Origin of the sequence: Thioalkalivibrio sulfidiphilus, from assembly GCF_000377945.1 — a bacterium.
Lineage (GTDB): Bacteria > Pseudomonadota > Gammaproteobacteria > Ectothiorhodospirales > Ectothiorhodospiraceae > Thioalkalivibrio_A > Thioalkalivibrio_A sulfidiphilus_A.
The window spans coordinates 1-13,354 of record NZ_KB898936.1; the positions used below are offsets into that span (position 1 = coordinate 1).

10 protein-coding genes are annotated in these 13,354 nt (G+C 54.9%); all 10 read left to right on the forward strand.

All coding sequences use genetic code 11. The annotated features are described in order from the left end of the window. Positions 1 to 207 precede the first annotated feature (207 nt). The 10 genes from D580_RS0107880 to cysQ all read left to right on the forward strand — a co-directional run bounded on the left by D580_RS0107880 (position 208) and on the right by cysQ (position 13,003). Positions 208 to 2,991: a glycosyltransferase gene (locus D580_RS0107880; RefSeq protein ID WP_018953862.1), complete on the forward strand. Its 2,784-nt coding sequence runs from the start codon at positions 208 to 210 to the stop codon at positions 2,989 to 2,991. Positions 2,992 to 3,051: 60 nt separating this feature from the next. Then, positions 3,052 to 3,795 carry a sulfotransferase family 2 domain-containing protein gene (locus D580_RS0107885; protein ID WP_018953863.1) on the forward strand — a complete coding sequence of 248 codons (744 nt, stop codon included), beginning with the start codon at positions 3,052 to 3,054 and terminating at the stop codon, positions 3,793 to 3,795. An 80-nt stretch (positions 3,796 to 3,875) separates the two neighbouring features. Beyond that, the gene (locus tag D580_RS17075; RefSeq protein ID WP_081617256.1) at positions 3,876 to 4,835 is read left to right on the forward strand and encodes a beta-1,6-N-acetylglucosaminyltransferase; all 960 of its coding nucleotides are present in this window, start codon (positions 3,876 to 3,878) and stop codon (positions 4,833 to 4,835) included. Between the two features lie 59 nt (positions 4,836 to 4,894). After that, the gene (locus tag D580_RS16160) at positions 4,895 to 5,539 is read left to right on the forward strand and encodes a sulfotransferase family protein (RefSeq protein ID WP_196799729.1); all 645 of its coding nucleotides are present in this window, start codon (positions 4,895 to 4,897) and stop codon (positions 5,537 to 5,539) included. Between the two features lie 267 nt (positions 5,540 to 5,806). Then, positions 5,807 to 7,597 (forward strand): sulfotransferase, encoded by a 1,791-nt coding sequence (locus D580_RS0107895; protein WP_081617258.1) that lies wholly within the window; start codon positions 5,807 to 5,809, stop codon positions 7,595 to 7,597. Between the two features lie 135 nt (positions 7,598 to 7,732). Further along, the gene (locus D580_RS16555) at positions 7,733 to 8,734 is read left to right on the forward strand and encodes a hypothetical protein (protein WP_155999774.1); all 1,002 of its coding nucleotides are present in this window, start codon (positions 7,733 to 7,735) and stop codon (positions 8,732 to 8,734) included. Next, entirely contained in the window at positions 8,731 to 9,735 is a 1,005-nt protein-coding gene (locus D580_RS16560) for a hypothetical protein (protein ID WP_155999776.1), read from the forward strand. Before D580_RS16555 ends, D580_RS16560 begins: the two co-directional genes overlap by 4 nt. A 199-nt stretch (positions 9,736 to 9,934) precedes the next feature. Further along, positions 9,935 to 10,900 carry a glycosyltransferase gene (locus tag D580_RS15330; protein ID WP_038043398.1) on the forward strand — a complete coding sequence of 322 codons (966 nt, stop codon included), beginning with the start codon at positions 9,935 to 9,937 and terminating at the stop codon, positions 10,898 to 10,900. 81 nt (positions 10,901 to 10,981) lie between these two features. Continuing rightward, positions 10,982 to 11,602 carry an adenylyl-sulfate kinase gene (cysC, locus tag D580_RS0107915; RefSeq protein WP_018953870.1) on the forward strand — a complete coding sequence of 207 codons (621 nt, stop codon included), beginning with the start codon at positions 10,982 to 10,984 and terminating at the stop codon, positions 11,600 to 11,602. A gap of 606 nt (positions 11,603 to 12,208) precedes the next feature. Further along, complete coding sequence (gene cysQ, locus D580_RS0107920; protein ID WP_018953871.1) at positions 12,209 to 13,003, forward strand: 3'(2'),5'-bisphosphate nucleotidase CysQ; 795 nt, start codon at positions 12,209 to 12,211, stop codon at positions 13,001 to 13,003. Positions 13,004 to 13,354: the final 351 nt, after the last annotated feature.

Consider the following 13,354-nt stretch of genomic DNA (forward strand, 5'->3'; position numbering starts at 1 on the left):
ACCCAGCCGTGAAATCCGAGCTGTTGCATTACCTGAATACCTTGAAGCAAGCAGCCTGAAACCTGGTTGCGTCAAATTTATGCAATGATTGGGTTCAGTGATGTATCTGATCCTGCTGAATAATCCAATATTGGCTGATTCAACGCTTCTAGGCTGAGTATTGAGAAGTAGGTATTCTGAGATGATAAAAATATCGAGGTTCGAGTGATGTTCAAGTTTTCATCGAAGTTTGGAAAGCAAGATGACGTTGCAAGTCCGAGAGGGCATATCGACCGATATGAGGCAGGTGAATTAATTGGATGGGCCTTTGATCCCGATAGGCCCGATGAAGCAATTTCTCTGCAAATCTTCGACGGACAGGACCTCCTCGGCGAGGGATTGGCAGATCGTTTCCGTTCTGACCTTATGGAGGCTGGGATGGGAAATGGGCGCCACGGTTTCACAATCCGGTTGCTAATGCCCATGGACCATAAGAAGCCTCACCGTATTCGGCTCATTGACGCAGAGACGGGGCAGGTGATCAGGACCCCCGAGTTTGTTCTTAAAGATAGTGAATCATGGCTCGCTCACATTGATGGGGTGGACGGCTGTGTCCTGAATGGGCGATTTAGCTGCGAGAACGCCCCAAATTCTGCAATCCGATTTGCTGTGCATATTGACGGTCAACGAGTTGGGGATGGGGAGGCGCACTGGGACGCTGAGCAGCGTAATTTCCGTTTTCATTACCAGATACCGGGTGACTATTTTGATGGGATGCCACACATCATCTCAGTTGCTCTAATGGATCATAAAGAAGGAGAGGCATCTTGTGTCGAGGTTCTGCGCCCGATTTTGACGCCATGGCAATACTTGGCAACTGATGCTGATTCATCCGAGCGCCTGTACGCAGGACTCCCAGCAACAGTGTCACGCCGACTCACCACATTCCAATCCAGCATGCGCAGGATAGTCGCTGAGGGGGCTGATCCAGATGAGATCAACAATCTCATGACAGCGCTGGCTGTGCTCAATGAGGGCTACGAGCATCGCAAAAACTATCCACCACTGGCGTTGCCGACAGTGGTAGATCCGGATGTGTCCATCATCATTCCCGTCCACAACAAGTTCGAGCTGACCTATCATTGCATTGCTTCACTGATACTGAGTGATAATGCATCCAGCTATGAGGTGATCGTTGTAGATGACTGCTCGACTGACAAGACCACGGAAATCAGCGACGTGGTGAGCAATGTACGAGTCATTGTCAACGAGGAAAACCTTGGCTTTCTGCGCAACTGCAACAAGGCTGCGGAGATTGCCAGAGGGCGGAACATACTGTTGCTGAACAACGACACCGAGGTTGGTAATCGCTGGCTCGACGAGATGCTCGATGTTTGTGCGCGCTTCGAGAGAGTGGGCGCGGTGGGCGCCAAGCTTACCTACCCTGACGGCAAGCTGCAGGAGGCGGGAGGGGTCGTCTGGGATAATGGACAACCCTGGAACCTGGGGCGCAACGGCAACCCGCACGATCCCCAATGGAACTACGTACGGCAGACGGACTACCTCTCGGGTGCAGCACTGCTGGTACCTCGTATCGTCTGGGACGAGGTCGGCGGGCTCAGCGACGAATTCGCGCCGGCTTACTATGAGGATACCGACCTGGCCTTCAAGATCCGGGCTGCCGGTTACCGTACCTTCTACTGTCCTCACGCCGAGGTGATACACTTCGAAGGCATGAGCCATGGCAGAGATGTGTCCCAGGGATTCAAGAAATACCAAACCATCAACGCGCCCAAATTCTGCGAGAAATGGGTAGATGCCTATGCCCACAACGGTCGCGTGGGTGAGGCGCTATGGCGTAACAAGGATCGTGGTGTCAGGTTCCGTGCTTTGGTGATTGACTATGCGACCCCGCAACCTGATAAAGACGCCGGTTCATACGCCGCTATTCAGGAAATGCGGCTGCTACAAGCGCATGGTTTCAAGCTGACATTTCTGCCGGAGAACATGGCTCACATCGGTCGTTATACGGTTGACCTCCAGAAGATGGGTGTCGAGTGTATCCATGCGCCTTTCTACATTTCGGTCAAGGATTTCCTCAAGTCCCGTGGTCATGAATTCGACTTGGTTTACATAACCCGATACGAAGTCGCGGAACGGCATATTGGTCATGTACGGGAATATAGCAAGGCTAAGGTGTTGTTCAACAACGCGGATCTTCATTTCCTACGAGAGATTCGCTCTCATCTCGCCAAGGGTGTAAAGGATCTGAGTGGGCCGCTGGCTACGCGAGACCGTGAACTCGCCTTGATGTGTCAAGTCGATGCAATCCTGACATACAACGAAACGGAACAGGCGGTGATTGCAAGTCATAACTTGCGTGATGACAATATCTTCAAATGTCCATGGGTGTTAAGGGCGCGTGGGCATAAGACACCATTTGAAGAAAGAGAGGGCATCGCGTTTCTGGGAGGATATCGTCACCATCCCAATGTCGAAGCAGTGGAATTTTTTGTTGAGAAGGTCATGCCGAAGCTGCGGGCAAAGGCAAAGGGTATCCGTTTCTACATATATGGAAGCCATCCGCCTGAAAGTTTCGATAAGCTCGCTGCCGATGATGTCATCCTGAAAGGATATGTAGAGTCTCTGGACGATGTATTTGAGACTTGTCGGGTTTTCGTTGCACCGTTGATCTCTGGTGCGGGCATCAAGGGTAAAGTGTTAGAGTCCATGTCCTATGGTGTGCCGAGCGTTCTGTCACCTATTGCGACCGAGTCGACTGGTCTGACCAACGGTCTTAGTGCAATGATTGCGGATTCACCTGACGAGTGGGTAAAAAAAATTCTCGCCCTCTACAATGACAAAGATAAATGGAGTGAAATCTCTGGCAACGCACTGCGTTTAGCCCAGGATAATTATTCGTTCGAGCATGGATGGGGGTTGATGGGCAAGGCTCTGGGATACCTGGGTTTCTTCTCTGCCAAGCCGGATGCCTACGCGATTGCGAAATAAGCAAGTTATGTTCATCAATTGGCCCGACACCGATCACACTGTTTATTTTAGGATAGCCACGTGAGAAAGATCATTCTTCACTATCACCTATTCAAGAATGCAGGAACGTCCGTAGACGAACTGCTGAAGATGAATTTTCCCGGTCGCTGGGTGACTAGGGAGTTCGACGGTGGACCGAAGGCGGCCAATCCTGCAAAAGTTGCGGAGTGGATTCAGGAGGAGAAGGACGCAATCGCCTTTTCATCCCATACGGCCATGCTTCCGCCCCCGAAGCTCAAGGGGGTCCAGATATTCCCGGTGCTGTTCGTACGTCACCCCCTCGACCGAATCGTCTCCGCGTACGCCTTCGAGCAGAAGCAGGGCGGCGACAGCTTTGGGGCAGTCCTGGCCCGCAATACCACCCTCAAGGGCTACATCGAAGTCAGGCTTGCCCTCGGCCATGATCGGCAGTGCCGCAACTTTCACGTGGCGCGTCTTTCACAGTACTTCCGTGGGCAGGATGGCGACGAGGTTGAGCTGGCCTTGCGCGCAGTACAGGAGCTGCCCTTCGTTGGACTTGTCGAGGACTTCGATGACTCGATCGAACGTATGGGTGAATGGCTCAAGCCGCACTTCCCTGATTTCAGGGTGACGTCCGTCGCCAAGAATGTGACTCGAGACCGGAGTGTGCCTCTAGAAGATCGACTAAGGAAACTGCGGGAAGAAGTTGGTGACGACTGCTTCACGCAGCTATTCAAAGCTAATGAGGGGGACATCGCCGTTTATGAGTGGCTCGCTGATCAACGCAAGCATGTGGAATGCTAATCATGAGCTGATGGCCACTTCATTTGGGATAACCTTAGTTGTCTTAATACGAAGCGCAATCGTCTATCTGAATCTCCTTCATGATTTATTATGAAATACAGGCTCACGGGCATGTAAACAGCCTCATTTCTTTGGTGGATACCTTGTCTCACCCTAGGAATATCGTCTCAATATCCATCGATAACGAAATGATATCAATAGACGACATCAGAGATCGTTGCTCTGACATTTGTTTGCAGGGGCTATATGTATCGAAATCCGCTCCTTTGAGTTGGGGTGGGTTCAGCATTACGAAGAGGATGTATGAGTCACTGCTGCAAGCCCTAGGTCGGGATAACTGGCAATGGTACGTTAATCTGAGCGGACAATGCATTCCTCTAAAGTCTCAGTCATTTATACATTCGTTCCTGGAAAGAGAGAGGCACCGTAACAGCTATCTGGCCTACTGCTACGGTTTTGAATGTAAGAAAGATCCTGTTTTCTATGTTAGTGAACGAGCCGATAATATGCGTGAGTACCGTTATGGTCGTGTGCGATTTCTCGCGGACCCAGAGCTGGGCACTTGGATTGAGTCTGGTCTCTTTGATCCTGCCAGACGAGTTGCCCAGAGACAGTCTGTTTTGTTTGATGAGCTTTCCAAAGGGCTCTTCCGGCTTCAGAGACATCCGAGTACGAAGCTGCGTGAACTAGAGGGCGAGTGGAAGCGTCAACCGCAGATATTTGGTCGGCAATGGGTGATTCTTCATCGCAGTGTTGTAGAGCGTATTGCAGCGAGTGTGTTTGTTGAGGGCGTATTAGAGTCTCTGAGGTATGCTTTCATCTCAGATGAGAGTTTCTTTCAAAAGGTACTTTACTCCAGAAAGCTTGGCCTTGTTAGTAATGTTTCACGAGACAATAGACGTTACTTGCTAGGTCAGCCCTCGAATCTAAGCACTGAGAACATACGCGAAATCGTGAAATCGGACGCACTCTTCGGCCGCAAAGTTAACATTAGCGAATCGAACGAAGTCTACAGGTTGGCGAGGGAGTTGTTTCCATGAGTCCATGCGAGCTTTTTCGCTCTAATCCTAAGAGGTGGTCGTATGCAACGTGGGTTGACTTGGACAAGAAGTACTTCTACGTCGAGACGCCGAAGGTGGCATGTACCAAGATCAAATCGATACTGCAAGTCATATCGGGTTATTCGTTACCTAGTAGGCTTAATAGCATACACTACAGGGAGCATAAAAAGGACTTCGTGCGTAGCATAGTAGATTATCTTGATGAATGCGAAGCTATACTATCGAATCCGTCGGTCTTGAAGTTCTGCTTTGTACGCAACCCGGTTAGCCGGATTGTGTCTGCATACAAAGACAAGATCTTGACATCTGAAGGTAAATTCTGGGATCGCTATAGGAGTTCAATTCGAGCATTCGGTGGTCTTCCAGAAAATGGGTTCATATCGTTGGAGACATTTGTAAGCTGGGTAGAGTCTGTTCCTGATGCTGAAAGGGATATTCATTGGAGATCTCAGTTCGCTTTGCTGAGGCCTGATGTTATCAATTATGATATGCTTGGAAAGCAAGAGACTTTCGACGAAGATCTTGAAAGGATTCTGCAGGCCATAGGAATAATGGAGCCAAGGAACTGGGTACGAGGGCGGCAGAATGAGTCAGCGACGATATATCTTCAGAAAGAGTTGTCGTCCGTATTGCCTGTTATATATAGGATTTATAGCAAGGATTTTGATGCATTCTCATATTGAGAAGTCGGTGGAAGCGCGCGTTGTGTTGTCGTTAGGGAACATCTGATTATGTCCCGCTACATGGGATAATCACTGACCCATCCTCACGGAGCAACAGGGCGCACCATGAAACAGTTAGGCTTGAACGATTCGGGCTTTTCGAAACACCCCAAGAAGACACGCAAGGCACAGTTTCTGGTCGAGATGAGCCATAGAGGGTTTTTAGAGGGGCTTGGGGTCAGGTCTTGCATTTTGCCCACGGGCAATAACGGTGGGTAATGACTCGACATGACGAGAGATCCCTCCCCGGGCGTCATCATCGCAGGCTTCCACCGTAGCGGTACGTCAGCGTTGGCCGGGCTGTTCCATCACGCGGGTATGCATCTTGGGGACCGTCTGGATCTCCCGCACTGCTCCAATGAGGCTGGACACTTCGAGGATCTCGACGTTGTGCGGATCCATGATGCGATCCTTGAACGGCAGGGAAGGAATTGGCAGTTCGCAGAGCCGACGGCACCACGGATGGAGGGGCGAGATTGGGTGGCAATGCATCGCTACTCGCTTAATCGGAAGTCTAAAGGAAGACCCTGGGGGATGAAGGACCCCCGTCTTCTTCTGTTCGCAGACGCCTGGCGACGGGTTTTGCCAGAGGCGTCGTGGATCGTCATCTACCGGCATCCTGCCCAGTGCCATGACTCGCTGGCGCGCAGACATGCGCGTGCCCTGTTGCTCGGGCAGGGAGAAAAGGAGACAGCGCTGCGCTTCTGGCGAGAACCGGATCTCGCCTGGCGCATGTGGCTCGCCTATCACACGCATCTCCTGCCAGCGCTCGAGCAGGTGTCTTCACCCGTGCTGGTGCTCTCTCATCAGGCGTTGCTGGATGAACGGTCAGGTGCGGTGCTCGTGGCAGCATCCGCCGTGGCGGGGGTTGATGTGAGTTCCCAGGCGGAACACCTTCACCCGGAACGCAGCGGATCGGGAATGTGCCAGCCACCGCTGGATGAGGCTCTCGTGATTGAAGTCGACGCCATGTGGGCTCGGTTGGCCCGTCTTGCCGGGGACTTCGCGGATCGACGTGACGCCTGTGTTCTGCGCGGTGGGGAATCGCGGGATGCCGGTGTCCCGGTGCGGGGCTGGGAGGAGATCGGGGAGCGTTTGCGCGCGAAGGAGACGGATCCGAATGCGGAGCACGAGGTTTGTCCCGGTGAGCCGGCGACGGAATGGCATACCCCGTTCGACGGGCCGAAGGTCGCACTCCGGCAGGCGGAGTATGCGCCCGATCCGGTGACGAAACTCGCGATCCTGTCAGCCGGTATCCGGCAGTTCCCCCGCAATTTCTGGCTGCATCGAGCGCTGGGCCTGTTCTATCGCATGCGCGGAGCGATGGCGGAGGCGAGGGAATGCCTTGAGCACGCTGCCGGGCTCGATCCCGCACAACCTGTGATCTGGTGTGAGCTTGCATCCCTGGCATTGACCGAGCGACGTTTCGAAGATGCGCTGGACAGTCTGATCAACGCTTGGCCACTGGTTGTCTCTAGGCCGGAACTGCTAGGCGAACTCTGTCTCTTAGCGGCGCGCATACATGAGGAGCGCAGGAACAGGGCGGAAGCTCTAGCTTACGCCGAGGCGGCCGTGGAGCTGCGGCCGGACTGGCGGCAGGCCCGGCGCTACCTGGACCGGTTGCGCAGCCCCGACGATCCACGCGCTTACCTGGATCGACTGCAAGCCGCTTGGTGTGCGGGCGAGACGGACGCTGGTGTGGCCCTCCCCCTCGCCAGGAGCCTGCTCCAGTACGGACGCACGTTCGAGGCGAGGCAGGTCATCGAGGACTTCCTCGGGCGGGAGCCCGGCCACCGGGTCGGTCAGGAGATCTTTATCGCAATCCTCCGGTCTCAGAGCGAGATTGAGCACGCACGGGTGCTAGAGCGTGGTCTGTGGTTGTCGATTTTGACTGAGCCAGGGACGCTCGAACGTGTCATGGGGCTCCGAGATGGTCTTGATGAGTGGGCAGCATTTAATTTAGGTGAGAAACTGCACAATCATTGCCAGCGTATACTGGGCAAACAGATCACTGCTTGATCAGATGCGAATTTATCGACACAGACAATGAATCTTCTTTTGCACGTTGGTATGCCCAAGTGTGGCTCTAGTGCCCTCCAGTCTTACCTCAGTAGCGCGGCATTCCAGGATGTATCATCTGGAAGCGTTGCCTATGTGGCATTGCAAACTGGTGGAGCGTTATTTTACGGCGATGGTCTGAGAGAGCGCGCAGATACGTCTGTCCATGGTTACTGGACATCACATTCAGCAAGTGTCATTGCTGATCTGAGTGAAGTGCAGCGGGAGACGGTGCGGAAAAAGCTGGCAGTGCTCGCTCAATCATACAATACCGTCATTATGTCAAATGAAGGTTGGGGTCCACATCTCCAGCATTTCCCGAATGACGGTCTATTTGCGGAACTGGCTGAAGATGGCTTCGACATCACGATTCTGGCTTATGTTCGACCACAGGTGGAATGGATGAACTCTGCCTGGTGGCAGTGGGGTGCTTGGACCGAGGCTCCATTGCCGCGCTGGGTGAATAGTAGTAGACCGAAAGCACAATGGGCATCTTTGATGGATGCATGGGCGGGCAAGCCTTGGGTCAAACATGTGCATGTTCGTCTTTTGACTGGGGACGTGATTGAGGACTTTATGAGCTATCTGGGCTTTAACGTACAGGGTGGATATCGCGCCAACTATAGTCTCCCTGGTGTGGTTTTGAGGCTCTTCCAGCGCAACCGTGAGCTGCGTCCCGGTCCCCACGATTCCGCGATTGAATTTGCCCTCGGTCGTCAGTTGCATTTTGATCAGGGTAAGAGTCCCTGGGTGATTGGACCAAAGCTGGCCGAACAGTTGCTCGTTTTTTATCGCGAGGATAATCAGAAGCTCATGGAGCTACTGCCTGTGGATCAATCCGAAACAATGCGGGCAGATCCGCGCTGGTGGAGCATGGAACCCTATCTGGAGCGTAAGGTCTCCCCTGCGGAGGGTAAGGTTATCGAGTCTGATGAACTGGAGCGGCTTGCGGTGGCGGCTTTAGAGGCGATCTATCGGCTGGACGGCGAAGTGCGTCAGCTCCGGACCGCTCTCGATCGACGTGAGAATAATCAGGGCGGGCAAGATACGCTGGCGTCCTCGCAGAATCTCATTCATCCGGTGCGCACGAAACCGTGAATAGCCCAGTGATTTACCTCCATATAGGAATGAACAAAACGGGTAGCAGCGCGATCCAGGGATTCTTTTCCAGATATGAGCACGAATTGCAGAATTTCGGTATTTTATATCCGCAATCTGGGCGTCAGGGTATCGCTCATTATGGATTGAGTAGAGTGCTTGGTTTCTATCATGGCCAATCTGATACCTCAAATGATCAGGAATCTGCTCGGGACAGCCTCAAACACTCCTTGTCTCGAGAAATCGAATCATCAGGTGTGGAAACGGTTGTCCTGAGTTCTGAGAATTTTGTAATACCCCGATCTGCCGAGGTGGTTAAAGCATTCCTGTCATCTTTCGATGTGCGAGTTGTCGTATATCTGCGCAGACATGATGCTTGGTGGGAGTCTGCCTACGCCCAAGCGGTCAAGATGGTCGCAAGACCACCATGGGGACCGGGGCCAGAAGAATATGTTGCATATCATCAGCGTAAGAATCCAAGCTACGGTAACTACCGGACTCTACTTGATCGATGGGAAAAAGTATTCGGTACTGATAACATTCTAGTTCGTCCCTACGAAACACAACAAAACGGAACCAATGTTGTTGTCGATTTTCTGTCTTCTATTGGTCATGAGGATGTTGCAGAAAAGTTAGCGACTCAATCGGAACGGGTCAACGAAAGACTTGGACCGTCACAGTTAACCATGCTCGACCTATATCAGAGACTAGATGTAAGCGATGATATTCGATCACGATTGTTGCAACATGCCAAGTCAATGCAAGTCGATGGTGTTCGTAGGCCATTGCTTCCGCCGGGATTGCGTAGGCAATTGATTGAACAAAACTTGGAAGATTACGCATACATAGCAAAGAAATATCTGGGGCGAGAGCACGGTATCCTGTTCTACGATCCCCTCCCTGATCCAGAAGATGATTGGATTCCACCTGATCAACTCTCGGCTATCGATATCGTTCAAGAAACACTCAAGGCATTGGGTCTTGGTCGCGATGAGATATAAGGTCTTGCATGAGGCAGTAGGATGGGTCAAGCGAAGTGGACCCATGCGGAATCTGAACGAAGATTAGTGACAAATGACAAATGACAAATGACAAATGACAAGTGACAAGTGACAAGTGACAAGTGACAAGTGACAAAAGGATCTGCATAACCTGTCACAAGTCACCTGTAACCATCTTACCGTCATCGGAGCATGACATTTGATCTTCCTGGTCGAAGAACAGCCCAACCCCTCTACCGATTATTTCGTCCTTCCCGCTCTGGCGCATGCCGGAGTCGAAGTTCAGCGCTGCGGCTTCTCAGATATCCCATCTGCCGATGAATTGATCGGCGCTACGGTGGTGCTGGTTCGCTATGTATCACCAGCGTGGCGACGATTGATTGAATCCTGGCGATCCAGGATCGCTCGGATTGTGTTTTTCATGGACGATGATCTCTTCGATATATCCGCTCACAGAGGCTTGCCTTGGCGCTATCGCTGGAAGCTCGCGCGGCTCGCGGCATGGCAAAGAGACTGGTTACGTCGGCAGAACGCGGTGCTCTGGGTGTCGACTGACTATCTGGTCCACAAGTACCGGGACTGGAATCCGCGACTCGTGCCGCCATCACCTCTTGCGGCCCCCGCCGCGCACGTCGCGGCTGAAGGCGAGTGTAGGGTCTTCTACCATGGCACGGCCTCCCACAGTGCCGAAATGCGTTGGCTGCGTCCGATCATCGCGGAGGTGTTGAACCGTGATCCGCGGCTCTCCTTCGAGATCGTCGGAGGAGATAAGGTGGAGCGGCTCTACCGCAAGCTCCCGCGCGTGAATGTGGTACGGCCCATGAAGTGGCCGGCCTACCAGGCCTTTCTGTCGGGCGGTACCCGCCACATCGGGCTCGCGCCCCAGCTTGATCATCCTTTCAACCGGGCCCGCTCGTACACGAAGTTCTTCGACGTCACTCGTTGCAGCGCGGTTGGGGTTTACGCGGCCGGGGGCGCCTGTGCGCAGGTGGTACGGGACGGAACGGATGGGTTCGTGGTCAGGATGGAACCGGATCTTTGGGTGGAAGCGATCCTGCGGCTAGCTGGCGATGAACCTCTCCGTCAGCGAATGCGGCATAATGCGCAGCAGCGGGTGGAGGCGCTGGGGATGGCCGCCCGCGAGGCATACGAGGGCCTGCTGTAGGGCAAGATTTTTCTTGGGGGCGATTTTCCCTGTTCGGTCAGGGATTCCGGGGGTTCCCCGTGGAGTTGATTCGGAGTGAGCATGCAAGGCAATAAGAAGTCGAGCAACGTGGTGTGGCATCACGCCACGGTGACGCGCGTGCGGCGCGAGGAACTGAATGGCCATCGCAGTGTGATCCTTTGGTTCACCGGGCTCTCGGGGGCTGGCAAGTCGACATTGGCCCACGCGGTGGAGGAACAGCTTCACCAGAGGCGGTGCCGGACCTTCGTGTTCGACGGCGACAACGTGCGCCACGGGCTGTGTTCCGACCTGGGGTTCTCCGCGGAGGATCGAGAGGAGAACATCCGCCGGGTCGGGGAGATGGCCAAGCTCTTCCTGGAGGCAGGTGTGATCTCGTTGACGGCGTTCATCTCACCCTTCCGCTCCGACCGCGAGCGGGTGCGCTCGCTGGTGCCCCACGGGGACTTCCTGGAGATTTACTGCCGCTGCCCGTTGGAGGTATGCGAGGCCCGGGACGTGAAGGGCCTTTACAAGCGGGCCAGGGCAGGGGAGATCAAGGATTTCACCGGCATCTCCTCGCCCTACGAGGAGCCGGAAGTGCCGGAGCTCGTAGTGGATACCGGCAACCTCCCGCTGGAGGAGAGTGTGAACCAGGTGCTCGATTTGCTCGAGGAGCGTGGGATCATTGCGAGTGCGCGTTAGGTGTGTGGCGCGTGCCGGGTGACGGGGATTGATGGGTGCGCTTCGCTTCACCCATCCTACGAAGGGTGGTCAGGGAGTGGGGAGTCATGCGTAGGATGGGCAAAGCGCAGCGTGCCCATGCGGAAGGTTAGCGCGTGCCGGGTGACGGTGGAATGATGGGTGCGCTTCGCTTCACCCATGCTACGAAGGGCGGTCAGGGAGTGGGGAGTCACGCGTAGGATGGGCAAAGCGCAGCGTGCCCATGCGGAAGGTTAGCGCGTGCCGGGTGACGGTGGAATGATGGGTGCGCTTCGCTTCACCCATCCTACGAAGGGCGGTCAGGGAGTGGGGAGTCACGCGTAGGATGGGCAAAGCGCAGCGTGCCCATGCGGAAAGGGGATTGATGGGTGCGCTTTGCTTCACCCATCCTACGAAGGGTGGTCAAGGAGTGGAGAGTCACGCGTAGGATGGGCAAAGCGCTGCGTGCCCATGCGGAAAGCGAGTAAAGAATGCCCCAAGCCCGGTAACAAGTGGCGGGTGACAAGTCACTTGTCACGCCCTTCGCTCACTCGTCACCGGTCACCACCCTTTCCTCCTGATCACACAGAGACTTTGGAGACATGCTTGATGTTCAATCCCGATGACGTGGTCCGTCTGGCGAAGGCGGCGGGGGACGCCGTGATGGCGATCTACCGCCGTGACTTCGCCGTCTACGAGAAGGATGACCAGAGCCCGCTGACGGAGGCTGATCTGGCCTCCCACCGGGTGCTGGTGGAAGGCCTCGGGCGGATCACCCCGGAGATTCCCGTGCTCTCGGAGGAGTCGGTCGAGAGTCACTCCGCAGACCGCCTGGTGTGGTCGCGCTACTGGCTGATCGATCCCCTGGATGGGACCAAGGAGTTCGTGAAGAAGAACGGCGAGTTCACGGTGAACGTGGCCCTCATCGAGGACAGCATGCCTGTCTTCGGCGTCGTCCATGCGCCTGTACTCGGCGTGACCTACTGGGGCAAGGCGGGTGAGGGTGCCTACAAGGAGTCGGATGGTGACGGACCCGGCCGGATCAGTGTGTCCTCTCCGCCCGAGGGGCGTGAGGGCTGGCGGGTGGTGGGCAGCCGGTCGCACCAGTCCGAGGAGTTCCGGAACTTCATGGAGCGCCTGCCAGACGCCGAGATGGTGGCCATGGGCAGCTCGCTGAAGCTCTGCCTGGTGGCCGAAGGGGCAGCGGACCTGTATCCGCGCCTCGGGCTGACCAGCGAGTGGGACACCGCTGCGGCGCAGGCCGTGGTAGAGGCCGCGGGAGGCCAGGTGTTGGAGTATCCCGGGCTTGCGCCGCTGCGTTACAACACGCGACCGGAGACGCTGCTCAATCCGCATTTCATCGTGTGCACCCGGCCGTCGGAGGTCTGGACCAGGAGGCCGTGACGACGAAGGCGGTGACGAGTGACGGGAGACAGGTGAGGAGACACACGTCACGCCCTTTGGTCACTTGTTGCCCGGTTTCCGCATGGGCACGCTGCGCTTTGCCCATCCTACTCGATGCGGTGAGGTGTCAGAGGAGAGGAAGCGAGGCGTAGGATGGGTCAAGCGCAGCGGACCCATGCGGAATCGTGGTTCCACAGGTAACGGGTAACGAGTGACAGGTGACGGGTGATGACGAGAAGAGCGGTACGCTCCGCTCTCCACCTAACTCCTAACTCCTAACTCCTAACTCCTAACTCCTAACTCCTAACTCCTAACTCCTAACTCCTAACTCCTAACTCCTAACTCCTAACT